24 protein-coding genes and 1 pseudogene are annotated in these 23,751 nt (G+C 41.8%); 18 read left to right on the top strand and 7 right to left on the bottom strand.

Annotation, left to right across the window (positions count from 1 at the left end):
• Together HLH16_RS02035 and HLH16_RS02030 are read left to right on the top strand one after the other, a co-directional pair.
• A pseudogene (locus HLH16_RS02035) lies at positions 1–105 on the top strand (IS5/IS1182 family transposase); the annotation flags it as partial.
• 3 nt (positions 106–108) lie between these two features.
• On the top strand, positions 109–417 hold the full coding sequence (locus HLH16_RS02030) for a hypothetical protein (RefSeq protein ID WP_171528043.1): 309 nt from the start codon (positions 109–111) through the stop codon (positions 415–417).
• Here HLH16_RS02030 and HLH16_RS02025 read toward each other — a convergent pair.
• The 3 genes from HLH16_RS02025 to HLH16_RS02015 all read right to left on the bottom strand — a co-directional run bounded on the left by HLH16_RS02025 (position 409) and on the right by HLH16_RS02015 (position 4,483).
• Complete coding sequence (locus HLH16_RS02025; RefSeq protein ID WP_171528042.1) at positions 409–1,509, bottom strand: glycosyltransferase family 4 protein; 1,101 nt, start codon at positions 1,507–1,509, stop codon at positions 409–411. The two genes, HLH16_RS02030 and HLH16_RS02025, sit on opposite strands and share 9 nt — an antisense overlap.
• Before the next feature lie 36 nt (positions 1,510–1,545).
• A complete protein-coding gene (gene lpxL, locus HLH16_RS02020) occupies positions 1,546–2,481 on the bottom strand; it encodes an LpxL/LpxP family Kdo(2)-lipid IV(A) lauroyl/palmitoleoyl acyltransferase (protein ID WP_171528041.1) in 936 nt (311 codons plus the stop codon).
• A 106-nt stretch (positions 2,482–2,587) separates the two neighbouring features.
• Positions 2,588–4,483 (bottom strand): ATP-binding cassette domain-containing protein, encoded by a 1,896-nt coding sequence (locus HLH16_RS02015; RefSeq protein WP_171528040.1) that lies wholly within the window; start codon positions 4,481–4,483, stop codon positions 2,588–2,590.
• Between the two features lie 33 nt (positions 4,484–4,516).
• Here HLH16_RS02015 and HLH16_RS02010 point away from each other — a divergent pair, with 33 nt between their 5' ends.
• The 11 genes from HLH16_RS02010 (at position 4,517) to HLH16_RS01960 (ending at position 15,842) form a co-directional block, all read left to right on the top strand.
• Positions 4,517–4,762: a SlyX family protein gene (locus HLH16_RS02010; protein ID WP_067722094.1), complete on the top strand. Its 246-nt coding sequence runs from the start codon at positions 4,517–4,519 to the stop codon at positions 4,760–4,762.
• Positions 4,763–4,860: 98 nt separating this feature from the next.
• A complete protein-coding gene (locus tag HLH16_RS02005; RefSeq protein ID WP_171528039.1) occupies positions 4,861–5,853 on the top strand; it encodes a hypothetical protein in 993 nt (330 codons plus the stop codon).
• Positions 5,854–5,924: 71 nt separating this feature from the next.
• Positions 5,925–6,374, top strand: coding sequence for an ammonium transporter (locus tag HLH16_RS02000; protein WP_171528038.1), 450 nt, complete (start codon positions 5,925–5,927; stop codon positions 6,372–6,374).
• A 35-nt stretch (positions 6,375–6,409) separates the two neighbouring features.
• Positions 6,410–9,049, top strand: coding sequence for a type I DNA topoisomerase (topA, locus tag HLH16_RS01995; protein WP_171528037.1), 2,640 nt, complete (start codon positions 6,410–6,412; stop codon positions 9,047–9,049).
• A gap of 343 nt (positions 9,050–9,392) precedes the next feature.
• Positions 9,393–10,151 (top strand): hypothetical protein, encoded by a 759-nt coding sequence (locus HLH16_RS01990; RefSeq protein ID WP_171528036.1) that lies wholly within the window; start codon positions 9,393–9,395, stop codon positions 10,149–10,151.
• A gap of 136 nt (positions 10,152–10,287) precedes the next feature.
• Complete coding sequence (locus HLH16_RS01985; protein WP_171528035.1) at positions 10,288–10,860, top strand: HdeD family acid-resistance protein; 573 nt, start codon at positions 10,288–10,290, stop codon at positions 10,858–10,860.
• 77 nt (positions 10,861–10,937) lie between these two features.
• Entirely contained in the window at positions 10,938–12,074 is a 1,137-nt protein-coding gene (locus HLH16_RS01980; protein ID WP_171528034.1) for a glycerate kinase family protein, read from the top strand.
• A 261-nt stretch (positions 12,075–12,335) separates the two neighbouring features.
• Positions 12,336–14,327 (top strand): ATP-dependent helicase, encoded by a 1,992-nt coding sequence (locus HLH16_RS01975; RefSeq protein WP_171528033.1) that lies wholly within the window; start codon positions 12,336–12,338, stop codon positions 14,325–14,327.
• A gap of 97 nt (positions 14,328–14,424) precedes the next feature.
• Positions 14,425–14,697, top strand: coding sequence for an RNA recognition motif domain-containing protein (locus HLH16_RS01970; protein ID WP_131287500.1), 273 nt, complete (start codon positions 14,425–14,427; stop codon positions 14,695–14,697).
• Positions 14,698–14,956: 259 nt separating this feature from the next.
• Positions 14,957–15,460: a DUF6586 family protein gene (locus HLH16_RS01965; protein WP_131287498.1), complete on the top strand. Its 504-nt coding sequence runs from the start codon at positions 14,957–14,959 to the stop codon at positions 15,458–15,460.
• A 103-nt stretch (positions 15,461–15,563) separates the two neighbouring features.
• Positions 15,564–15,842 carry a hypothetical protein gene (locus HLH16_RS01960; RefSeq protein ID WP_067722074.1) on the top strand — a complete coding sequence of 93 codons (279 nt, stop codon included), beginning with the start codon at positions 15,564–15,566 and terminating at the stop codon, positions 15,840–15,842.
• Between the two features lie 54 nt (positions 15,843–15,896).
• Here HLH16_RS01960 and HLH16_RS01955 read toward each other — a convergent pair whose 3' ends face one another.
• From HLH16_RS01955 to HLH16_RS01940, 4 genes are all read right to left on the bottom strand, one after another.
• A complete protein-coding gene (locus HLH16_RS01955) occupies positions 15,897–17,615 on the bottom strand; it encodes a cation:proton antiporter (RefSeq protein ID WP_171528032.1) in 1,719 nt (572 codons plus the stop codon).
• A 139-nt stretch (positions 17,616–17,754) separates the two neighbouring features.
• Entirely contained in the window at positions 17,755–17,910 is a 156-nt protein-coding gene (rpmG, locus tag HLH16_RS01950; protein WP_001205031.1) for a 50S ribosomal protein L33, read from the bottom strand.
• 12 nt (positions 17,911–17,922) lie between these two features.
• Positions 17,923–18,159, bottom strand: coding sequence for a 50S ribosomal protein L28 (gene rpmB, locus HLH16_RS01945; RefSeq protein ID WP_010325866.1), 237 nt, complete (start codon positions 18,157–18,159; stop codon positions 17,923–17,925).
• Between the two features lie 162 nt (positions 18,160–18,321).
• Positions 18,322–19,770, bottom strand: a complete 1,449-nt coding sequence (locus tag HLH16_RS01940; protein ID WP_171528031.1) for a coniferyl aldehyde dehydrogenase — start codon at positions 19,768–19,770, stop codon at positions 18,322–18,324.
• Positions 19,771–19,885: 115 nt separating this feature from the next.
• Here HLH16_RS01940 and HLH16_RS01935 point away from each other — a divergent pair, with 115 nt between their 5' ends.
• From HLH16_RS01935 to HLH16_RS01915, 5 genes are all read left to right on the top strand, one after another.
• A complete protein-coding gene (locus tag HLH16_RS01935) occupies positions 19,886–20,587 on the top strand; it encodes a TetR/AcrR family transcriptional regulator (RefSeq protein ID WP_131287490.1) in 702 nt (233 codons plus the stop codon).
• A 78-nt stretch (positions 20,588–20,665) separates the two neighbouring features.
• Positions 20,666–21,532 carry a formyltetrahydrofolate deformylase gene (purU, locus tag HLH16_RS01930; RefSeq protein WP_131287488.1) on the top strand — a complete coding sequence of 289 codons (867 nt, stop codon included), beginning with the start codon at positions 20,666–20,668 and terminating at the stop codon, positions 21,530–21,532.
• Positions 21,533–21,745: 213 nt separating this feature from the next.
• Positions 21,746–22,555, top strand: coding sequence for a TonB family protein (locus HLH16_RS01925; protein ID WP_171528030.1), 810 nt, complete (start codon positions 21,746–21,748; stop codon positions 22,553–22,555).
• Positions 22,556–22,575: 20 nt separating this feature from the next.
• Entirely contained in the window at positions 22,576–23,196 is a 621-nt protein-coding gene (locus tag HLH16_RS01920) for a MotA/TolQ/ExbB proton channel family protein (protein WP_171528029.1), read from the top strand.
• Positions 23,196–23,600, top strand: coding sequence for an ExbD/TolR family protein (locus HLH16_RS01915; RefSeq protein ID WP_131287482.1), 405 nt, complete (start codon positions 23,196–23,198; stop codon positions 23,598–23,600). Before HLH16_RS01920 ends, HLH16_RS01915 begins: the two co-directional genes overlap by 1 nt.
• Positions 23,601–23,751 lie beyond the last annotated feature (151 nt).

The following is a 23,751-nucleotide window of genomic DNA, read 5'->3' as shown; positions in this document are numbered from 1 at the left end:
ACCTTCAAAATCCTTGCTGAGCGTTATCGAAATAGAGGCAAAAGACTCGGTTTGAGATTCAATTTAATTGCTGGAATTTATAACCAGGAGCTGAGTAAAAAATGATTTATGAAAGAAGTCTATTTAATGATGAATACACATGTTGTTGATAAAAAAAGAAATGAAAAGTTAGATCAATTCTTAAGAGATATACGTTATGTTGTTCTGCTCAATTTAAGCTATATCTTATATTTGAATCCACACTATATGACTTCAGGTGATATCTTTGACTACCATGATAGCGGAATAAAGCCACCTGATAATTTACAGTATGAGGTGGCACCATTTATTCAGAATATATTTGATAGCTTAATTAAAGTTGAAGCTCCTTTAATTGCTAAACTAATTAAAAGTAATAGCTCAATGAAATTAAATTAATATCTCTTTATACAAGTTAAGTGTCTGATCACACATTTCTTTTAAGCTAAACATCGTGACTGGCTCAACCGCTTGAGGCTGATCAATATGCTGCTTTACGGCATTTAATAGTGCAGATTGATCATCAACATCAATTAAACCTTGCGGATAAACATTGGACAGAATTTCTGCAACACCGCCCCGATTCCAGCCAATCACCGGTGTACCCACCGATAATGCTTCTAAAGCGGTACGACCAAAAGTTTCCGCCTGATTAGAAAGGGAAAGAACGACATCACTAAAAGCCAGCCACTCACGAATATCCGAGCGATGACCGACAAAAGTGATTTTGTCGCTGAGACCTTTGCTTTGAATGTTGTCCTGCATTTCTTTTAAATAAGCAGCTTTTTTCGGGTCAGCTCCACCTACCACTACAGCATGCAAATTTGGATACTGGCTTTGCAGTTGTTCCATTAATTCAATTAAAGTTTCATGGCCTTTTAGACGGGTGATACGTCCGGGAAGACAGACTAAAAACTTGTTTTCCAGTTGAGGGGAATCTTTAAAGGTTTGATTGATCCACTGTGCAGAGGGTTGATAACCGTGAGGAAACTCTTGAGGTGAAATGCCGCGATAAATTCGCACAATATTTTCAGGCGGACAGTTTTTATAATGCTCGGTAATGTATTTCACCACACTGTCCGAGACGGCAATGACTTTTTCAGCTTGGGTCATAATGGCACTATAACGATTGGTTGAATAAAATCCGTGCATCGTTGAAATGAGATGTGGGCGTTTATGTGCGGGAATGCCTTTTAATGCAAAATGAGTCAGCCATGCAGGCACACGCGAACGAACATGCACAATGTCCGGTTGATGTTGCTCAATCAAATCACGCAAAGGGCGTATTTGCCAAAGACTGGATAAAGATTTTTTATGAATCGCTAAAGTGAGATGTTGTGAACCTTCCGCTTCAAGTTGTGCAACCAGACGTCCACCATTTGAAACCACCAAAGATTCGTGACCATCTGCAACAAGCGCACGTGCAATTTCCAGTGTGCCACGTTCAACACCACCACTGTTCAATTCAGGAAGAAGCTGCATAATTTTCATAGGTGTTATCTTCATTATTTTAAAGGGTGGGATTGATTAATAAATCTCGTCATAGCCTTCAGGGCGAGTTTTAAAGCGACGGTGAAACCACATATATTGAGTTGGGGCAATCCGCAGCTGATTTTCAATAATCTTGTTAACACGTGCCGCATCATCGACTTCATCTTCGCTCGGTAGATTTTCTACCGGTGCTTCAATTAAGACTTTGTATTGAGGATTGGCAATATCGCCATTACGATAGAAATATAGCGGAATCGCTACAGCTTTGGACATTTTAATTAAACGACGATGTGCAGTTACGGTTGCGGCAGGCACACCAAAAAAGGGCGCCATAATGCCTTGTTTGAGGCCATAGTCTTGGTCGGGACTGTACCAAATCGCACGCCCATTTTTTAAATGACGAATCAAGCCACGCATATCATCATGGTCGATTTGATTGGCGTAAATGGTGGCCCGGCAGCGGTAGATTAGCATATCCAACAGCGGATTATTTTGCGGACGGTAGACCACATCTGGCTCAAAATACTGAGCACACAAATAACCACCGGCATCGAGTAATGTTGAATGCGTGCCTAACAGTAAAACGCCTTTGCCCTCAGCTTGTGCTTTTTGGAGATGTTCTAAGCCTTCAATACTGACACGACCTTTAAACCACTGCGGACAATACCACGCATTTAAAGTTTCAAAAATCCCAATCATTTGGTCGACAAAAACCTGACGGGCATTGTCCTGAACTTGTTCAGCTGTCCATTCAGGAAAACAGACTTCCAGATTACGTACTGTGGTTTTACGGCGAGATTTCAGTTTGTTGAATGCCAGATTGCCAATAAAGGTGGCTAAACGGTGTTGAATGGCCCACGGTAAAATTGCCAGAATCATTAAAAATATGATTCCAATCCAAATGCCCCAATATTTAGGAAGAAGGAAAGACCATTGAAACTCACCCGGTTTGTAGTCTGGCTTTTTACTCATAATGACCGTTTATACCAAAAATTATCCGCAGTTTAACATGAAGTTATTTTGTAAATAAAAAAGCACCTGCAAAATACTTTACAGGTGCTTTTATAACATGGCTAAATTAGTTGCCTTGGGTCAGGTTCTCTAATTCATCCCAACGTTCTAATTTTTCAAGCAATAGCTCGTCAATTTCAGCTAAACGTTGTGATGCTTGAGCGGCTGCATCAGCATCTTTAACAAATAAAGAGCCATCTGCAAGCTGCTCATTTAGCTCTGCTTGTTCTTTCTCTAAGGCTTCAATTTCAGCCGGTAGCTGCTCTAAAGCACGCTGATCTTTATAGCTCAACTTTACTTTTTTCGGCGCAGCTGCTTCCGCTTTAGCAATGGCTTTTTTCACATCACTTTTCTGATCTACAGCAGTTTGGTCAGGGCGTTGTTCCAGATAGTCCTGATAACCACCGATGTATTCATCAATGTTACCTTTACCATCAAATACCCAAGTCGACGTGACCACATTGTCCATGAATGCACGGTCATGCGAGATTAATAATAAGGTACCTTTATAACCACCGAGCATTTCTTCTAATAGTTCAAGGGTCACCATATCCAAGTCATTGGTTGGCTCATCCATAACGATTAGATTGGATGGTTTAAGTAACAGTTTAGCTAAAAGAATACGGTTACGCTCACCACCAGACAATGCTTTGACCGGCGTACGGGCACGTTCAGGTGAGAACAGGAAATCTTGAAGATAACTGTAGATATGACGACGGCCACCGTTGACATCGACAAAGTCCGAACCTTCAGAAACGTTATCTTTAACCGATTTCTCTAAATCAAGTGCATTACGTAATTGGTCGAAATAAGCCACTTCAAGCTGGGTACCGGTTTTTACTGTACCGCCATGTTCAATCTCACCCAGAATGGCTTTGATCAGTGTTGTTTTACCGACACCATTGTCGCCGACTAAACCAATACGGTCGCCACGAAGCACCAAGGCAGAGAAATCTTTGATAATCGGTTCTTGATCGCCAAAAGCAACACTTAAATGTTCAATATCAAAGACCAGCTTACCAGAACGATTGGCTTCTTGCGTTGCCATGCTGACCTTGCCTTGTTGCGAGCGACGCGCTTTTGATTCTTCACGTAAATCTTTCAGCGCACGTACACGACCTTCATTACGGGTACGACGCGCTTTAATCCCTTGGCGAATCCAGACTTCTTCTTCAGCTAAACGTTTATCGAACAACGCATTTTGCTTTTCTTCCGCTTCCATTTGCTGCGCTTTAAGGTCAAGGTAACGTGAATAGTTACCTTCATAGCTACGCAAAGTACCGCGATCGAGTTCGACAATACGCGTTGCAATGCTGTCAACAAATGAACGGTCATGCGAAATAAATAATAAGGTTAAATTATTTTGATCGAGCAGGAATTTTTCTAACCATTCAATACTTTCAACGTCCAAGTGGTTGGTCGGTTCGTCGAGTAAAAGTACATCGGGTTGAGTGAGTAGCGCACGTGCTAATAGAACACGACGTTTACGACCACCGGATAAATCGGCTAAATCTGCATCCGGGTCTAAACCCATTTTGCTTAAAATAGAATTTACTTTGGTTTCTAAAGCCCAACCATCGAGCTGATCGAGTTTGTGCTGCAGGTTACCCATGCGGTCGCATGCTTCCATATCACCGAGTACGCAAGCATCACTGGCTTCGTGATAGGCTTTGAGTACCGCTGCTGCTTCACCTGCGCCATCAGCCACGATATCTGCAACTTTACCGGAATCCATGGGTACATCTTGAGCAAGCATGGAAATGGTGATGCCATTTTGTATAGAAACTTCACCACGATCTGGCAGTAAACTTCCCTCAATGAGTTTAAGTAAAGTAGACTTACCTTCACCATTACGGCCAATCAAACAAACTCGTTCACCGCGTTCCAAATTGAAGTTCGCGCCGTCGAGCAGGGAAGGTCCGCCAAACGCGAGTTGGACATCCCTTAACGTAATATAGGCCATACTGTTTCCTGAAATCCAAAATGAGGACTTAAAATGACTAAACAAAAAAATCTTAATGATCAGGCGTCATTTTCCGCACCCATAGAAGATTTGCAAGTGCGAATTACATTTTTAGATGATTTAGTTGAACAATTAAATGAACAGGTGTCTCTGCAACATGCCGAAATCGCTGATTTGAAAAAACAAATGCAGTTTTTGTATCAACGCATTGAGTCTTCCGATTTATCCGATGGAATTGCCGCTTTTGATCCAATGACCAATCGACCACCGCATTATTGAGTCAATCTTTACGGGTCTTTTTGCTGAATTGATTTGACCTTTTCATCCCAGCTCGCTCTAATGCGAGCTCAAAGTTTGCTTACTTGTCTATTGAGATTATGTCCAACAAAGTCGTTCTTCTTGATCTTGAAAAAAATATGCCGAGCGCAGCATTGCTGCGTGAGATTATTCAACACTACGCTGTAATTTACTTATTTAACTGCCAAGGAAAGTTTGAATACTCACTTGAAGATTTAACCGAGTTTTCAGGTTGGGTGAGTAGTGGACAAGTGGTGATCTTAGAAACTGCCGAGGTCGATCACAAAGAATTTGAATATGCGGTGGTGGTTGGGCAGCTGATTGCATTGTTAGAACCTGACACGACGATTGAAATCATTTCTGCCATGCCAAGCAGTGAAATTTTGCTTGAGATGATGCAATCCTCAGACATGAACTGTCACTTGATTCAAATTCAGCCGGAATCATTAAACTCAAAATATAAACTTCCAAGTGTTGAAACCATTAAGCAAAAACCAGAGCTGTTATTGGTCAAAAAATATTGTGATGCCTTAGGTAAAATGAAGGGCAAACCGAACTCGATTGAGAAACTTAAAAACTCGATCAGTAACATTTTGCAAGTTGAAACTGGTCAAGTACAGCAGCTGATTGCTTTACTGATTAATCTAAAAATTGTGAAACGTTATGATGAGCAAATTAACTTCCGTAAAAAACTATTAAAACAATGGACGGAACTAGATTTAGAGCAAGCACCGCTTTTAGAAACAGCACACAATAGTTCCCCGATTTTTGCTCAACTACAGACAGAATCCTCCTCAGATGAAGAACTGGAGCATTCAGATCCCATTCATCATGCGCAAAAAGATTTATTTAAAAACTTCTCTAAAATTGATCCGGTTCAGGTCATTGTTGCGCGTAAATTACGCGAATTAAAATCGGACAAGCCTAAAGACATTTATGCCTTGCGGGATTTGCTGGAGCAAATGTTCCCGAAATCGGATGTTAGATTGTTGCTTAAAGAGTTGATTGAAAAGGGATATATCTACTGGAATGGCAGTGAAGTGCTGTATAGTCACGAGATGTTCTTGAATTAATTTCATCGTTGCAACTTGCGTTTTATATTCAGCTTATGCAACTCTAATAAAGGAATAGACAAGGTTGTAGTATGGAAAATACCGGTATTTGGGTCATTGGCTTCATTATTCTATTTGTTTTGGGCTCGATTCTGGGTCTTCGCGTCAGTCCGCGAGAAAAAGCGTTAGGAATCATGCGTGAGAAAGCACGCAAGATGGCACTGCACCCACGTTTAGTCGCAGCTCCCGATTGGACAAAAATTCCAATGGCTTCTGAAAAGCGTGCCAGTATGGTGGCCTATTACAGCGTACTTATTCCAGATGCACGTCTGCCTTTAATGCGTGCGCGTGTGGAAGAGCAAAAGCTAAAGCTTGTGCAGGGCGATGATAAGTTTAACGATTTGCCCATTGCATTAAAGGGCATTTATGCTATTGATATGCAGGCAAACTGTGTAGGACTCTATTGGGATGAAGAATCTGACCTTCGAGCAACACAGTTAGATGACATCAAAACCTATTTACAGTTTTTGGCTGAACTTTAATTTATAAACGAAACACACAGGATTAACGGTTAACTATGGCGAACGCTCCTCGGTCTACATCCAAAAGCACCACAGCAAAATCACCGAGTGCTGCGAAAAAGCGTGCCTTAGTGATTGTGGAGTCGCCTGCAAAAGCGAAAACAATCAATAAATACCTCGGCTCAGATTACATTGTGAAATCATCCGTTGGTCATGTCCGTGACTTACCGACCGGTGGTTCTAAAAGTACAGAAAAAAAGCCGGTATCACGTGCCAAACTCACCGATGAGCAAAAAGCTGAAAAAGCACAAACGGCTTTGGTTAATCGTATGGGCGTCGACCCTGAACACGATTGGAAAGCTCACTATGAAGTGCTACCAGGTAAAGAGCATGTCGTTGCTGAACTGAAAAAACTGGCATCGCAAGTCGATGAAATCTACCTCGCAACGGATATGGACCGTGAAGGGGAAGCGATTGCCTGGCATTTAAAAGAAGTGATTGGTGGAGATGATTCACGTTATCAACGTGTAGTCTTTAACGAAATTACCAAAAATGCGATTCAAGAAGCCTTTAAACAGCCAGCACGTTTAGATCTTGATAAGGTTAATGCACAACAAGCACGCCGTTTCTTAGACCGCGTGGTGGGCTTTATGATTTCGCCATTACTGTGGGAAAAAATTGCCCGCGGTTTATCGGCAGGGCGTGTGCAATCGGTTGCAGTAAAATTGGTGGTAGAACGTGAACGTGAGATTCGCGCTTTTATTCCTGAAGAATACTGGCAGGTTTTTGCAGATACCAAATCTAAAAAAGATGACATTCGTTTAGAAGCAGTCAAACAAGGTGGTAAAACCTTAAAACTGCAAAATAAGGCCCAAACGGATGCTTTATTAAAAATTCTAAATGATGCTGAATATAAAGTTACCACGCGTGAAGATAAACCGACCAAGGTTAATCCAAGTGCGCCGTATATCACCTCGACCCTGCAACAGGCCGCAAGTACCCGTTTAGGTTTTTCTGTAAAGAAAACCATGACTATGGCACAGCGCCTGTATGAAGCAGGTTTTATTACCTATATGCGTACTGACTCAACATTCTTAAGTGATGATGCAGTCAATATGGTTCGTAATCACATTGAACTTGAGTTTGGTGAGAAATATCTTCCTGCCAAGCCAAACCGTTATGGTAACAAAGCCGGTGCGCAAGAAGCCCATGAAGCGATTCGCCCTTCAAATGTGGCTTTAAAAGGTGATCAGTTAGTCGGTGTCGATCGTGATGCACAGCGCTTGTATGATCTGATTTGGCGTCAGTTTGTCGCGTGTCAAATGACACCGGCAGAATACCTGTCTTCAACGATTTTAGTCGATGCCAAGGGTGTGGAACTTAAGGCCAAAGGTCGTACTTTGGTTTTTGACGGTTTTACCAAAGTTCGTGGTGCAAACAAAGCCGATGACGATATTTTGCTACCTGCAGTTAAGGTGGGTGAAGTACTAAATCTTGAGAAACTTGATCCCTCTCAACATTTTACCAAACCGCCTGCACGTTTTACCGAAGCATCATTGGTTAAAGAGTTAGAGAAAAAAGGCATTGGTCGTCCATCTACCTATGCAGCCATTATTTCAACCATTCAGGATCGTGGTTATGTGAAGTTGGATAACCGTCGTCTCTTTGCCGAGAAGATGGGTGAAATCGTGACCGATCGTCTCGATGAAAACTTCAATAACCTGATGAATTACGCTTTTACGGCCGATCTTGAAGGTCAGCTCGATAAAGTAGCCATGGGCGAGCGCAACTGGAAAGAGTTACTGAATAATTTCTACGGTGACTTTAAAAAACGCTTAACCACAGCACAGGGTGAAAACGGCATGCGTCGTAATCAACCTGTTGAAGTTGAAGCAGTACATTGTCCTGAATGCTCACGTCCAATGCAGATTCGTACCGGTACAACGGGTGTATTCTTAGGGTGTTCAGGCTACAACTTGCCGCCAAAAGAGCGTTGCAAAGGTACCTTGAACTTGACTCCGGTTGAGTCACTTGCGGCATTGTCTGATGATGATGCAGCAGAAACTGCTGATTTGATGTCGAAAAAACGTTGCCCGATCTGTGAAACGGCAATGGACAGTTATGTGATTGATGGTGGTCGTAAATTGCATGTTTGTGGTAATAACCCAGACTGTGCAGGTTTTGAACTTGAAGAAGGTGAGTTCAAAATTAAAGGTTACGATGGACCAACCATTCCATGTGACAAATGTGATGGTGAAATGCAGCTCAAGACGGGTCGTTTTGGACCTTACTTTGCCTGCACTAGCTGTGACAATACCCGTAAAGTGTTGAAGAGCGGTCAGCCTGCACCTCCACGTGTCGACCCGATTAAAATGGAACATTTACGTTCAACCAAACATGATGACTTCTTTGTTCTTCGTGATGGTGCAGCCGGTTTATTCTTGGCAGCCAGTAAATTCCCGAAAGTGCGTGAAACGCGTGCACCGAAAGTCGCAGAACTACGTTCTGTAGCTGAACAGCTTGATCCGAAATATCAGTTTATTTTGCAAGCGCCGGATGTAGACCCAGAAGGTAATCCAACACTGGTGAAATTCAGCCGTAAGAATCAGGCGCAGTATATTGGTTCTGAAAATGCTGAAGGGAAACAAACCAAGTGGAGCCTGGTTTTCCAGGATGGGAAATGGGTTGAAGCCTAATTTTTAAGAAGTGAAAAATGCTGACGAAAGTCGGCATTTTTATTGTTTTATAAATTATATTGGGCATGATTAATCAAAGATTATTTGAACACGTGACAAGGTCATGCACAACTGTCTGAGGCAGGACTACATCGCTAAAATACTGTTTCAGCGATAAAATAGATAAAAGACGGAAGTCGCCGAGTTTTGTGCATCACGTGCATGACAAAGTTTTTTGGTACTTTTTGACAGCAAAAAGTACAGAATGAGCTCCGACTATTCAAGGTTGAAGGGAAAGACTCCGTCATACTTATATGTTTTAATGATCTTTGAAAATAAATACAAATATTGAGATGTTGGGGAAATGTGGAAAAAAATTCGGGTACTGTGTTTACTCATCATTTTATTCATTGTGGCAGTCAATGCCTATCGTGATCAAAACCAGAATTGGTCCAAGCCTATTATTGTCATGCTGCATCCCATTAATGCAGATGGGCAGGCTGCTACCCAAAACTATATTCAGACCCTTAACTTATCTGAATTAAGTGCTGCACAAGAATACTTGAAACATATGTCTACAGAATATCGAGGACAACCGATTTCCATTTATTTTCAAATGGGTCGTGAACTCAAAAAGATACCTCCGAAAGTACCTGAGCATGCAAGCATGCTGGATACTATTTTATGGAGTTTAAAGTTCCGTTTTTATGCCTGGAAACAACATAAAAGTAAAGATGGCTCACCAAGTGTGACTTTGTTTTTAAATTATTATGATCCTACACAGACTAAAGAATTAAAGCATTCAACCGCCTTGCAAAAAGGGCGGATTGGTTCGGTCAATTTATTTGCCTCTAAAAAACAGTCTGAACAAAACAAAATTGTACTCGTACATGAACTGTTACATGCTTTTGGTGCAACCGATAAATATGACTTGGCGACAGGACAACCCCTGTATCCGATGGGTTATGCTTATCCCCATCAAAAGCCTTTATTTCCTCAAGCTAAATGTGAGTTGATGGCGGGACATATTCCTGTGTCACTTGATAAAAGTAAGATGCCGGACACTTTGCAACAGACAGTAATTAATGAAATTACCGCGATTGAATTGGGCTGGGAAAAATAAAAAATGTGGATAACGCTTAATTTATCCACAGTTTAACTTACTGATGTGGATAAAAATGTCGCATATTCATAACAGACATCTGTTTTAAAATATTGAAAAATAAACCTGTTCCTAAACAAAAGACTTGAGAAGAATCATGAAAACAGTAGGAAATGATTTAGTTCGACATCAGCTGCATGAAAATCGAAAGTGGTACTTAGGTCTAGGCATTCTGCTTATCCTATTCGGAGTTGTGTTACTGGCAGCTCTACCTTTTGCTACGCTTTCAGTCGTTTTTCTGTTTGGTGTGCTGATGATGATCGGTGGCGTTCTACACTTCATTGCAGCATTTAAGATCTTTGAGGGGGGCTATCGTTGGTTATGGGCATTGTTCGGTGTGCTGTATCTGGTAGCTGGATATTATGCTTTTACCACACCCGTAAAAACTGCAATTGTATTGACCAATCTGTTGGCGATTGTATTGATCGTTGCTGGTATTATTCGTGTCTTGAGTGCCTTTGTTTTTAAAGCCTATCAAGGTTGGGGATGGGTATTATTTTCCGGCATTCTTACCTTGGTGACAGGGATTCTTATTTTGATGTCACCCGATGCGCCGTTCTGGGTGCTGGGTCTATTCCTTGCAGTCGATATTTTGTTTCAGGGCATTAACTATATTACTTTAGCTTCTTATATCAAACGTGAAGTACCCAAAAGTTCTGCCGATGTTTAAATCCAATTCGACTAAAGAGCGCTATATGCGCTCTTTTTATTGTATAAAAGATTTATTCATTTCATTTTTTGAAGATCATGTCTAAAACTTTTGTCCTCGCTCCAGATTCTTTCAAAGAAAGCATGACTGCTGAACAGGCTTGTCAGGCGATGCAACGTGGCATCCAGAAAGTATTTGCGGATGCACATTTTATTCAGGTGCCCATGGCAGATGGTGGTGAGGGGACAGTCGATGCCTTGGTTTCTTGCCTAAATGGACAAATGATTGATTGTGACGTCACAGGACCTTTATCCACTCAAAAAGTAAAAACTTATTTTGGCTTAATTGAAGATGGCCAAACTGCTGTGATTGAAATAGCAAAAGCCAATGGCATTCATTTGCTCGAACCTGCTCAGCGAAATCCCTTACTGACTACAACTTTCGGTACAGGAGAGATGATTAAAGCGGCACTGGATTTAGGCGTATCTAAAATCATTATGGGTTTGGGCGGAAGTATCACCAATGATGCAGGTGCAGGTATGGCACAGGCATTGGGAGCAAAATTTTTAGATGCACACAATACTGAAGTTGCAATAGGTGGTGGACAGCTTGATCAAATTCGAACGATTGATATTTCAGGTTTGGATCCACGTTTAAAGCAAGTTGAAATCATGATTGCCAGTGATGTAAATAATCCTCTGACTGGAATAAACGGGGCATCGCATGTGTTTGGTCCACAAAAAGGTGCAACACCTGAAATGGTGCAACAGCTTGATCAGAACCTTACGCATTTTGCAGAACTGGTTGCTAAACAATTAAATATTGATGTTAAAGATATCGCAGGGGCGGGTGCCGCTGGCGGATTAGGTTTTGGTTTGATGGTATTTGCTGGTGCTAAAATTGGTTCAGGTGTAGAGCTTGTCATTGAACAGACCCAATTAGCAGAAAAAATTGCTCAGGCGGATTATGTATTTACTGGTGAGGGCAAAATTGATTTTCAGACCAAATTTGGCAAAACGCCGTTTGGTGTGGCGCAGGTGGCGAAGCGATTGAATAAACCTGTGATTGCTTTTGCGGGTGTGGTTGGGGATGGTATTGATGAGCTTTATGCGTTGGGATTTACTCAGATTATTGGCATTAACCCGTCAGGTTTCACTTTAGAAGATGCGATGCAAAATGCGGAAAGGTGTTTGGAGGATGCTGTAGTTACGGTGTTAAATAAACTTGAAAAGTGATCATGTTAAATTCTAAAAGTAGAGATACTCATAGCCCCAAAAGGATGTGAATAGATAAATGCTAACGCGTAGGCGAATTGTTACTTTGACAGGGCAAAGTAACCAAACCCTCTGTTATTCAGATGATGCGTCCATGCATCACTGAATAACGGCAGCATCCATGCTGCCTGCCACGATGTAAATTTCTTCTAGAATTTTCATCGCAAGTTTTCTGTTGATAGCTCTGTTAAACTATTAGTCTACCGAACACGATGAGATACCATGAGTTTAGCCACCCTGATTGATGAATTAAACCCTCAACAAAAGCAAGCAGCAACCACCGAATCTAAGCACAGTTTGGTACTTGCAGGCGCAGGCTGTGGCAAAACCAAAACCATTGTGGCACGTGCAGCTTATTTGATTGATCAAGGTGTTCCAGCCAATCAAATCCAGATTCTGACCTTTACTCGACGTTCAGCCAGTGAAATTGTGGCACGTGTGGAATTAGCACTCGGTGAGCAAGCCAAAGGTCTTCGTGCATCGACTTTTCATACCTTCTGTATGTACTTGCTGCGCCGTATTCCGAAAGCTTTTGGCTTGGAACAATTCTCAATTATTGATCGTGATGATCAGTTGATGATGTTCCGTCTGATTCGCGGCAAAGATGACAAGAAAAATCCAAATGCACTGCCAAAACCGAAAGAGTTATGTGATCTCTATTCTTTTGCACGAAATACGCGGCAAAAACTAAGTCTGGCTCTAGAAAAACAAATGCCAGAATTTCTTGAATATAAAGATCAAATTGCTGAAATCATGAAAGAGTATGAAGCTCGAAAACAGGCACGTAGCTTTCTGGATTATGACGATATTTTGGCGGTAGTGGCTTCAGCACTGGCACAATCTGACGGCTTGGTAGATTACGTTTCATCCATTTGTCAGCACATGCTGGTGGATGAAATGCAGGATACCAATCCCTTGCAATGGGCATTGCTTGAACCACTCAAAGATAAAACCAGTCTGTTCTGTGTCGGGGATGATGCCCAGTCCATTTATGGTTTTCGGGGGGCCGACTTTGAAAATATTCACCATTTTAAAGAGCGTGTACCCGATGCACAGATTTTTAAACTGGAAAAAAATTACCGTTCTACGCAAGAAATTCTGGACCTATCCAACTGGTTGCTTGATCAAAGTCCGATTCAATATGACAAGCATTTAGAGGCTTATCGTGGCGAGGGCATCAAACCTCGCATGCATATTTTCCCGAATGAGTTTGATGAAGCAAAATGGATTGCCATCGACATTAAAGAGCGGCATTTACTGGAAGGTGCAGCATGGCATGAACATATGGTGTTGGTACGTTCAAGTTTTGCCGCGCGTCATATTGAAGCGGCATTCATTCAGGCCAATGTGCCTTACCGTTTTATTGGTGGCATGAAACTGCTTGAAACCGCGCATGTAAAAGACTTGCTCAGTCTGCTACGTGTGATCGCCAATCCTCTGGATGATATTGCCTGGATGCGTTTCCTGACCCTGTGGAATGGTGTGGGCGATGTTGGCGCAAGTAAACTGGCACAACAGTTATTGCTTGAACCTGAGACAGATCATATTTTTGAAAAGTTAGAAAAATTCGGCCGTATTCCGGACAATACTTTGCTGATCATGAAGCAGATGCTGGTATTGAAAGATCAAGTACAGGCTTGTGTATCGCTGGGTATTGAAGCGCTAAAAGAACAGCTGGAAGAAAACTATGCCAAGAAGGACTGGTCGAAACGCTTGGGCGATTTTGATTTAGTTAAGCAACTAGCATCTAAACATGATCAACTGAGTGAGTTTTTGGAAGAATATGTCCTCGATCCCGTGTCGATCAGTGAAATTGAGCGTCAGTCGCAGGATGATGTAGTCACACTCATCACCATCCACTCTGCCAAAGGGACAGAACAAAAAGTCTGTTATGTGGCGAATGTCTCGGCAGGACAATATCCACATGCACGTGCACAGGGTAATTTCGATGAAGTTGAAGAAGAACGCCGTGTGCTCTATGTGGCATTGACCCGTGCCAAAAATGAATTGATTCTCACCAAGCAGAATCTGAATTTATGGGCGCGTGATCAGGTGGATGATCAGGGTCGTAAGATTGAAAGTTATTTTTTGAACGAATTAACCCGTAATTTGTGCATGAGCGAAACCCATTACAAACAACGCCAGCAAACCGTGAAAAGCGCTTTAATTGAACGCCAGTCGATTAATTTAGATTTTGGCATTGATCTCGATTAAACTATCACAATTGCGTTATTTTGTTTTTTATTGCGAAGTTCAAAAAGTCGAGTAGGCGAGTGCTTTTTGATGATTTTGCCTATTTTAAGGTTGTAAGATGAAAATTTTAGTTCGTAGTTTAGAACGTACAGTAACAGAAGCTGAATTATTGAAGCTATTTCAAGATTTTGGCACAGTTGAGTCATGCAAGTTGGTGCTTGATGCGACGACAGGTAAATCGAAAGGTTTTGCTTTTGTTGAAATGCCACATGCTCGTGAGGCGATCAAAGCTATTAAGGGTTTAAATACCCTTCGTTTGCACGGACATGGTATTCGTGTAAAACAGGCTGAAGATAAGCCGGAAGCTGAAAGTAAAACTGAAAACAAATAATTAAAGGAGCGAAAGCTCCTTTTTTTATAGATAAAAATGAAACGGAATGTTCAGGTCCTGCCCATGATTGGTCCCAATGGAATATGTATTTCTCAGGGAATCAAGGTTTGAGAAGTCCAATCGTGAACAAGACCGAAGCTGCTGTAAAACGTAAAATCTATTTAATTGAAATGGATCATGCATAATTTTTATTGTGAATTGATCAAAATTAAGTTTAATCTTAAGTCTGTAACAAACGCCAAAATTTAGGAATATCGCTATGTCCCGTGTTGCTCGCTTCCATGCTGACCGTACCAATCAAAAACTGTATTTTGCACGTCTTTCATGCCAACAAGCTGAGCAAACTGACAATATTCAACAGGCACAGGCACATCGTGAAGCTGCCGTATTCCATTTACATGGTGCAGTCTTGGCATTTCTACAGGAGTTGGTGCGTTACTATCGTTTAAATGACTTTATGCCGACACTCAAGTCGATTGAACACAACATGGCGGAAAAGGGACAAGTATCTCCTGAAGTCACCGTGATGCAGCAATTGTCAAAGCAAGGTTTTATTGCAGAATTGAAGCGTGCGTATCGCATGTGCCAATATGCACCTGAGCCAAGTGCACCTGAACCAGAACATGAAACATCATCTAACTTAATTATTAAAGTGACGCAGACTTCACAGGCATGGTTGCCGGATACAAAAATTTTACGTGAATGGCATCGTGATTTAACCCAACTGATTGATGGCTTTCGTAACGAGATGGTTGAGTTTTAATCTTTTTTTCTGCTCTTGAAGTTTTTGTTATCGACCTTATATAAATAGTCTACGTAATGCAAAGTGCAACTGCCTTTGCCACCATGTTGAACATGGAGGAACTATGTCTATAGAACAATTGAAAGAATTATTTGGTAATCAAGAAGCTATTTTAGAATTGGTTCAACTTGAAGGTGGTGAGTTGGCATTGCGAAATGCAGGCTCTCAAAAAGAACCCTTGGTTAAAATTCAGTTTAATGATGAAGTTAAGTCATTACTGGGTGATCAAATGCCTGAGATTGCACAACATATGGTGCAAGCCGCTTTGTTTGCCATGATGGAAAAGCAGGTCAATGAATGGCAAGCAGAGATTGTCGATGATCAACCTAAGTATTTGAGCTGATCTCTCCCCCAATAAAAAAACGCACTCATGGGTGCGTTTTTTTACGATACAAGATTAATGGGTGGGATCTTGCTGATGTGCAATCTGGATTTGATGGAGAATATGATTGGTCATATTCTTCGCCATTTCCTCTTTGGCAAAATAGACTTCACCAATACCATCACGACGAATCACTTCAGCTTCTTCCTTGCTTTCTGCACAGACTAAAACCTGAATTTGCGGATTCAAGGTTTTGGCAATATCCACAATTTTGTGAATATCTAAAATATCCATCGGTGATAGCACCAATAAGCGTGCATGTTGAATATGTGCTTGAATTAATACGCTTGGTTCAGTGGCATGACCAGAAACGGCAGCAATGCCTTTTTCACGTAAACTTTCTACAATTTCGCGGTTTTCTTCCGCAATTACCACTTTAATGTCTTGAGCCATTAATGTTTTGGTAATGCGACGACCGACTTCACCATGACCGACAATCACCACCTGATCACGCAAATACTCTTGAGATACTTCATCAGGCAGCATCGACAGAGGGTCACCACTACGTTCAAGTAAACGCGCCAAATGCGAGCGTTCACGAATCCAGTTTTGTACAGGTTCAATAGCAGAGAACACAAATGAATTCAGGGTAATGGAAATCAATGCGCCCGCTAGAATCAGGTTTTGCCCTTCTATGGAAAGTAAATTGAGTGAGAGGCCCAAAGTTGCCAGAATAAAAGAAAACTCGCCAATTTGCGCAAGGCTTGCACCAACGGTTAATGCGGTATTAATGGGATATCGGAAGAATAAAACCAAAGCCATTGCTGCAATGGTCTTGCCAATCATAATGATGCCAACCACAGCAAGCACGTGGAAAGGTTGCTCAATCAAAATGCGTGGGTCAAACAGCATGCCGACAGATACAAAGAATAAGATTGAGAAAATTTCACGTAAGGGTAAAGTTTCTTCTTCTGCACGGTGACTGAAATCAGATTCTTTAACCACCATCCCTGCGAAGAATGCCCCCAGCGCCATGGATACGCCAAAGACTTTATAAGCACCAAAAGCAATAGATACAGCAGCAGCAACGACGGTTAAGGTAAATAATTCGCGGGAACCTAAGCGCGCCACAATTTGCATGATCCAAGGAACCAAGCGTTTCCCGATAATTAGCATAAAGGCAATAAAACCAGCCACTTTAAGCAGGGTAATTGCTAAGGTCATCCAGATGTTTGCATCGGTACTGGAACCAGCAACATGTGTGCCACCGAGTAACACTGCTGTGGCAGGAAGTAGAACCAGAACTAAGACCATGACCAAGTCTTCAACCAATAACCAGCCCACGGCAATTTTACCGTTGACCGAGTTGAGTAGACCGCGGTCACCTAATGCTTTGAGTAATACTACAGTGCTGGCACAGGACAGGCTTAAGCCAAAAACCAGAGCAGAACCAAAACTCCAGCCCCAGATCATGGAAACGCCTATTCCCAGTAAGGTTGCTACAGCAATTTGTAAAACCGCACCCGGTAAAGCGATTCGACGCACCTGCATCAAATCATTAAGGGAAAAGTGCATCCCGACACCAAACATCAGGAACATGACCCCAAGTTCAGCCAGTTGGTTGGCAAGATGAATATCTCCGACTATACCGGGCGTGTTCGGACTAATAATGATACCGGCAACGAGATAACCGATAAGAGGGGGAAGGCGTATACGAGCTGCAATATAGCCAAAAATAAGCGCCAGTCCAAAGCCAACGGCTAATAAGATGATGAGATCTACGTCATGAGGCACTAAAAACTCCTTAAGCCTAGTTAAGGGTAAAATACAAAAAGCACAAACGGTGCCAAAAAATTAGCTAAAGTGTATCAACTAGGATAAAAAAAATGCAAAAAAAAACGACCCAGAAGGTCGTTTTTTTAAGAAGGCAAAATTATTTAATTTTAGCTTCTTTGAAAATCACGTGTTGACGGATTTTTGGATCAAATTTTTTGATTTCCATTTTTTCCGGCATAGTACGTTTGTTCTTAGTTGTGGTATAGAAATAACCAGTACCAGCTGAAGAAACTAGACGAATTTTATCACGCATGGTTCGAACTCCTTAGATCTTTTGACCTTGAGCACGTAGGTCAGTAACAACCTTTTCGATACCCAATTTGTCGATAATACGCATACCTTTAGTGGTTAAACGAAGACGTACAAAACGTTTTTCGCTTTCTAACCAGAAACGGTGGTGATGCAGGTTCGGCTCGAACCGGCGTTTGGTTTTGTTATTGGCGTGCGAGACGTTGTTGCCAACGACTGGACGCTTGCCGGTAACTTGGCAAACCTTAGACATGGTGAACTCCATTGCTAGACAGCACCGATTGTGCGGCTAGTCATTAAAAGTAAACGGATGAAATCATTCAAGGGGCGTTTTATATCAAAAATACGCTTAAAAGACAAGCGAATTTAATAAAAACCCGGCATGAACACGTGCAATAGCTCATGCCTTGATCAGTTAGCGAAGAAGGGTCTTCGAAATTAATTTATGAATCGGCTTGTTAAATGGTGGGAGAATGAATTTTAAGCTATAGAGCTTAGGATTCGACATCACCGACCGTTCATGAGACAAACTGAAGAAACCTTCTGGGCCATGATATTTCCCCATACCTGAAGCACCGACGCCACCAAATGGTAAATCGTCTTGTGCAACATGGGTGAGTACCGTATTTTGCCCGAAATGCCCTGAATGAGTATGCTGTGCGACATAGTCGGCACGCGCCTGATCAAAGTCGAAATAGTATAAAGCAAGTGGACGCGGACGGCTATTAATAAAGTTAATAACATCGTCAATTTGATCATATTCCATGATTGGCAGAATCGGGCCAAAGATTTCCTCTTTCATAATCCGCATTTCAGTGGTTACACCGGTCAATAAAGTCGGTGCAATTTTTCGAACTGCAGTTAAATCTTCATGTTCAGGATTGATTTCGATCATTTTGGCACCCTGATTACGGGCATCTTCTAAATAACCTTGCAGGCGATTGTACTGTTTGTCATTAATAATCGAGGTGTAATCCTGATTGTATGCAATATTTGGATACATCTCTTCAACACATGTCTTGAACTGCTCGATGAATTCGGCCGTTTTTCCTTTAGGCAGGAACATATAGTCCGGTGCTACGCAGGTCTGACCTGCATTCCACAGTTTACCGGCAGCCAGACGTTGTGCCACATCTTGCAAATCAATCGATGGGTGAACCAGAACAGGGGACTTTCCGCCCAATTCTAAAATGACCGGCACCAGGTTTTCTGAGGCAGCCGCCATCACGGTTTTACCAATTTCGGTAGAACCGGTGAAAATGATTTTATCAAAGGCTAAATGGCTAAATGCATCAGAAACAGGACCGCCACCATTAATGACTGCAACCAATTCGATCGGAAAGGCTTCAGTCAAGGCTTTTTCAAGTGCACGACCAAAATTGCTTGATGCACTGGAAATTTTGATCATGGCATTGTTGCCGGCAGCAATTGCACAAATCAGTGGACCAATCGACAATAATAAAGGATAGTTCCAAGGGGCAATAATCCCGATCACACCGAGCGGTTGATATTGAACCCAGGCTTTTGCCGGTTGATGAATAATTCCGATATGGCGTTTCGAAGGTTTCATCCAACGGGTCAAATGCTTGCTATAATATTTAATCTGCTCAAGACAGGTGAGTAATTCACCGATTTTGGTTTCGCCAATAGAACGGTTACCATAGTCTTGGTTAATTGCTTCGGCAAATTGATCTTGATATTTAACTAAGATACGCTTTAAACGTGCTAAACGATCAATACGTTCCTTTGCACTTGGTAAAGGATGGCATTGATAGGCATGTTTTTGCTGTTCCAGCACATCATGCAAGTGCGGAATATCGAAAGAATGTGGTGTCATTGAAGTTGTTTTTGTATGACTATTCATGACCTGCTACCATTAAATAAAAGCGATTAATTTAATTTTTAGAGTAAAAGCTCTAAATAGTCAAGTTACTTTATGTGTTAGCTAGCTAACCTATTGAATGAATGGTTACTTTAGGATGTCTCACTCCAAAACGGTGAAAACCAAAGATCGTATTTTACAGCTCAGCTTACAGTTGTTTAATGAGCGCGGTGAGCGTTCAGTGACAACAAATCATATTGCAGCTGAACTGAGTATGAGTCCGGGTAATTTGTATTACCATTTTCGTAATAAAAATGAAATTATCAAAGACTTGATGGAGCAGTATCAGAAAGAAACTTTGGAAATGCTTGCATTACCAGATGATCGCTTGCTGGATGCCAATGATAAGATTCGTTATTTTCAAGTCCTGAGCAGCCAGCTCTGGGCTTATCGCTTCTTGCATCGTGATGTTTATCATTTGGTTGAAAATAATGATGATTTTCGCAAAATGTATCCACGTTTTGCCGGTCAGGTGATGCAACAGGGGCAGAAAATTTATAAAGCCTTTGTCAATGCAGGCTTGATGCAAATGACGGACTCGGAAATTGAGGCCCTGATTATTAACTTGTGGATTGTTTTAACTAACTGGACCAACTTCTTATATATGTCGGGTCATATTACCGACTCAAATACTTTAGAAGAAAAATGGGTCTGGCAGGCATTACGTCAAATGGTGTTCCTGGAAGGAGCGTATTTGCGTGGTGAAAGTCGTCAAACTTATGAACATTTGCTTGAAACGCTGGGTCCTTCAGAGCTTTTTGAGAGCCTGTCTTCAAGTAAAAATCCCGATGCAACATAGCCTATTTAGAAAGCCTTAAAAAAGCGTTAGAATGCTCGGCTTGTTTTTCAATTTAACTGATTAGTGATATAAACCAACATGAATATGACCACTGCTAACACAGCACGTTTACTGATTACTTGCGAGGATAAACCAGGAATCGTGCAAGCTGTATCGAGCTTTTTGTATCATCAAGGAGCAAATATTACCGCACTTGATCAATACGCGACTGAAGCTCAGGGCGGGCGTTACTTCATGCGTGTTGAGTTTGAACTGGATAACTTGCAAAGCCGTAAAGAAAATTTGACGCAAACTTTTGCGAGCAATGTTGCAGAGCGCTATAACATGAATTGGCGTTTGGCTTTGGTCAGCGATGTCAAAAAAGTCGGCATTTTAGTCTCTAAAGTCGATCATGCCTTGCTTGAGCTGTTATGGCGTCATGCACGTGGTGGTTTACCGTGTGAAATCACCACCGTGGTGTCCAACCATGAAGATTTACGCGAGTCAGTTGAAAACTTCGGTATTCCTTTTGTTGTGGTTCCAGTCAATAAAGAAAACAAACGTGAAGCCTATGCCAAAATTGATGAAATCATGCAGGGCAACGATTTGTTAGTTCTTGCACGTTATATGCAAATTCTGGATGAAGAATTTGTTAAAAAATGGGAAATGAAGGTTATCAACATTCACCATTCATTCTTGCCTGCCTTTGTCGGTGCAAACCCTTATAAGCAAGCGTATGAAAAAGGTGTGAAACTGATTGGTGCAACAGCGCATTATGTGACAGCTGATCTCGATCAGGGACCGATCATTGAGCAAGATGTAGAACGAGTAAATCACGATTTTACCGTCGATCAACTTCGTGAACTTGGACAAGACGTCGAACGAAATGTGCTGGCGCGTGCGGTAAAATGGCATCTTGAAGATCGTATTATTGTCGATGGCAATAAAACCGTAGTCTTCCAATAAAACAACATTGACTAATTTTTAAAGAAAGGCATACTTAAAGTATGCCTTTCTTGTTTCATTGATTAAAAAAACTCATCAAAACTTACGATTTAATAGTTGCAAATGAAAACACTTCTCATTTATTATTGCGGTGCTTTAATTGTACTAACCGATGAGCTTGATTGCTTAAATCTGTATTGATCTACAATCGCTTTAATTAGGTAACTGATTTTAATGAGTCAATCTCCCGCTCTAAATATGCAAACTCCCAATCCGATGAAAAAGAAAATTATCACAGCGCTTATCGCCGTTGTGGTCGGTCACATGGGCGTGTTGTGGGCGGTGGGACAAATGAAAACCCCGGAACTCAAACCCGTTGAAAAAGAACCTTTAAAAGTTCGCTTTGTTAAAATTCAAGAACCACCAAAACCTTTGCCGCCTAAGCCAAAAGCTGAACCGAAAAAAGAGCAGCCCAAGCCTAAGGAAGTGAAAGAAGTTAAAATTGTAGAAAAACAGCTTCCACCACCGCCGAAAAAGGTAGAGAAGGTTCAACAAGTTAAAAAAGCAGAAACACCAAAACCAGTGGTGAAGCCGGTTGAAGCACCGCCTAAACCAGCTGTCACTACAACGATTTCTGAAACTAAAGTAGTTAAACCTGTACCGGTCGCTAAACCTGCGCCAGTTGCGCCACCTGCACCTGTTGCTCCACCAGCCCCAACTGCACCAGCCCCAACTGCACCACCATCGCCAAAAAGTGTATCGATTGGTGGCTCGGGCGTGCAATGGAGTCGTTCGCCAAAACCTTCATATAACAATAGCGATTTAGAAGGCCAAACGCGTATTGTGGTGGTGCATATTGAAGCGAATGAAAAAGGGGTGATTACCTCGGCGCGTATTTCGCGTTCGAGTGGTGTGCCTGCTTTAGACAACAAGATTTTACGCTCAGTGCGTAGTTCCAAATTCAAACCGTACAAAGAAAATGGCGTGGCTTATCCAATTAGTGCTGACCAACCATTTGAATTGACATTGAATCCACACGGCTAACATTTTTTAGGAGTTCGAGTATGAACTTTTCAGTTTATTGGCAACACGCCGATGCAGTGAGTAAAACACTGTATTTCGTGTTATTGGCAATGTCGATTACGACATGGACAATCTTCGTTTTACGTTTAATGGGGACTCGCCAACTGAAGCAACAAGCTTATGCTCAACTTTCTCAAGCGTTAAGCAAGTTAAAGGCAAAATTTGCCCCTTTAAATTTTGAACAGCGTAAGGCAGTGGCAGAACAGGCTTTATTGCGTCAAATTTCTGCTGAAAAATCGAGTGCTGAAAAAGGCGTTGCGGTTCTAGGTACCATTGCTTCACTTGCACCGTTTGTGGGTTTGTTCGGTACAGTGTGGGGTATTTTCCATGCCTTAGTTGCGGTAGGTAAGAGCGGTCAAGCTGGTTTGGCACAAGTGGCTACACCTGTAGGTGAAGCCTTGATCATGACCGGTTTAGGTTTGGCCGTGGCGATTCCTGCAGTACTGGCTTATAATATTTGTACCCGTGTGAACCGTGGTTTGGCACATGAGCTACAAGACCAGGCACACACCTTGTTGATTGATACCATGTTGCAACAAGATAGTTCAGCTCAAGTAGCGACTAAAGCAACGGCAAATAATTTGGTTGGAGGTCAAGCTTAATGGGCTTTCAATTGGGCGAAGACAACGATGTAGGCATGAATGAGATGAATCTCATTCCACTGATCGATATTATGTTGGTATTGATGATCATCTTCTTGGTGACAGCAACCGTTGCTAACCCATCAATTCCATTAACCTTACCAAAAACCACGGCAGATATTATTGATTTGCCTCCTAAAAATGTGACCATCAGTATTAATGCGGGTGGAGAAGTGGCTTGGAATGGTGATGTAGTCACGCTTGACGAGTTACAGAAAAAATTTAACGAAGCGGGTCAGGAAGAGCGTCAGCCGACCATTGTTCTGAAAGCAGATAAAGAATCACGTTATGATGCTGTTGCACAAGTGATGTCTCGTGCGAGCGAAGCCGGGCTCAGCGATATTGCTTTTGCGACTGATAACTAATCCAAAATATAAAAAAAGCGACCGAGAGGGCACTGCTGTCCCACAATTTTTCATAAAAGGAGGCTCAATTGAGCTTCCTTTTGTTTTATCGGTATTTTATCGGGCATGAATAAAGCTTTTAAGGTTTTTCTCTCAAACAGATTTACTTGGA

The organism is Acinetobacter sp. ANC 5378 (assembly GCF_013004315.1).
Classification (GTDB): Bacteria; Pseudomonadota; Gammaproteobacteria; order Pseudomonadales; family Moraxellaceae; genus Acinetobacter.
The sequence above is the reverse complement of the archived record's forward strand: the minus strand, read 5'-3'. Positions and strand labels throughout refer to the sequence as shown.

Bases quoted from the DNA above. Each gene is read 5' to 3' on its own strand.
- HLH16_RS02030 (WP_171528043.1), top strand. From the start codon at position 109: ATGAAAGAAGTCTATTTAATGATGAATACACATGTTGTTGATAAAAAA.
- HLH16_RS02025 (WP_171528042.1), bottom strand. From the start codon at position 1,509: ATGAAAATTATGCAGCTTCTTCCTGAATTGAACAGTGGTGGTGTTGAA.
- lpxL (WP_171528041.1), bottom strand. From the start codon at position 2,481: ATGAGTAAAAAGCCAGACTACAAACCGGGTGAGTTTCAATGGTCTTTC.
- HLH16_RS02015 (WP_171528040.1), bottom strand. From the start codon at position 4,483: ATGGCCTATATTACGTTAAGGGATGTCCAACTCGCGTTTGGCGGACCT.
- HLH16_RS02010 (WP_067722094.1), top strand. From the start codon at position 4,517: ATGACTAAACAAAAAAATCTTAATGATCAGGCGTCATTTTCCGCACCC.
- HLH16_RS02005 (WP_171528039.1), top strand. From the start codon at position 4,861: ATGTCCAACAAAGTCGTTCTTCTTGATCTTGAAAAAAATATGCCGAGC.
- HLH16_RS02000 (WP_171528038.1), top strand. From the start codon at position 5,925: ATGGAAAATACCGGTATTTGGGTCATTGGCTTCATTATTCTATTTGTT.
- topA (WP_171528037.1), top strand. From the start codon at position 6,410: ATGGCGAACGCTCCTCGGTCTACATCCAAAAGCACCACAGCAAAATCA.
- HLH16_RS01990 (WP_171528036.1), top strand. From the start codon at position 9,393: ATGTGGAAAAAAATTCGGGTACTGTGTTTACTCATCATTTTATTCATT.
- HLH16_RS01985 (WP_171528035.1), top strand. From the start codon at position 10,288: ATGAAAACAGTAGGAAATGATTTAGTTCGACATCAGCTGCATGAAAAT.
- HLH16_RS01980 (WP_171528034.1), top strand. From the start codon at position 10,938: ATGTCTAAAACTTTTGTCCTCGCTCCAGATTCTTTCAAAGAAAGCATG.
- HLH16_RS01975 (WP_171528033.1), top strand. From the start codon at position 12,336: ATGAGTTTAGCCACCCTGATTGATGAATTAAACCCTCAACAAAAGCAA.
- HLH16_RS01970 (WP_131287500.1), top strand. From the start codon at position 14,425: ATGAAAATTTTAGTTCGTAGTTTAGAACGTACAGTAACAGAAGCTGAA.
- HLH16_RS01965 (WP_131287498.1), top strand. From the start codon at position 14,957: ATGTCCCGTGTTGCTCGCTTCCATGCTGACCGTACCAATCAAAAACTG.
- HLH16_RS01960 (WP_067722074.1), top strand. From the start codon at position 15,564: ATGTCTATAGAACAATTGAAAGAATTATTTGGTAATCAAGAAGCTATT.
- rpmG (WP_001205031.1), bottom strand. From the start codon at position 17,910: ATGCGTGATAAAATTCGTCTAGTTTCTTCAGCTGGTACTGGTTATTTC.
- rpmB (WP_010325866.1), bottom strand. From the start codon at position 18,159: ATGTCTAAGGTTTGCCAAGTTACCGGCAAGCGTCCAGTCGTTGGCAAC.
- HLH16_RS01940 (WP_171528031.1), bottom strand. From the start codon at position 19,770: ATGAATAGTCATACAAAAACAACTTCAATGACACCACATTCTTTCGAT.
- HLH16_RS01935 (WP_131287490.1), top strand. From the start codon at position 19,886: ATGTCTCACTCCAAAACGGTGAAAACCAAAGATCGTATTTTACAGCTC.
- purU (WP_131287488.1), top strand. From the start codon at position 20,666: ATGAATATGACCACTGCTAACACAGCACGTTTACTGATTACTTGCGAG.
- HLH16_RS01925 (WP_171528030.1), top strand. From the start codon at position 21,746: ATGAGTCAATCTCCCGCTCTAAATATGCAAACTCCCAATCCGATGAAA.
- HLH16_RS01920 (WP_171528029.1), top strand. From the start codon at position 22,576: ATGAACTTTTCAGTTTATTGGCAACACGCCGATGCAGTGAGTAAAACA.
- HLH16_RS01915 (WP_131287482.1), top strand. From the start codon at position 23,196: ATGGGCTTTCAATTGGGCGAAGACAACGATGTAGGCATGAATGAGATG.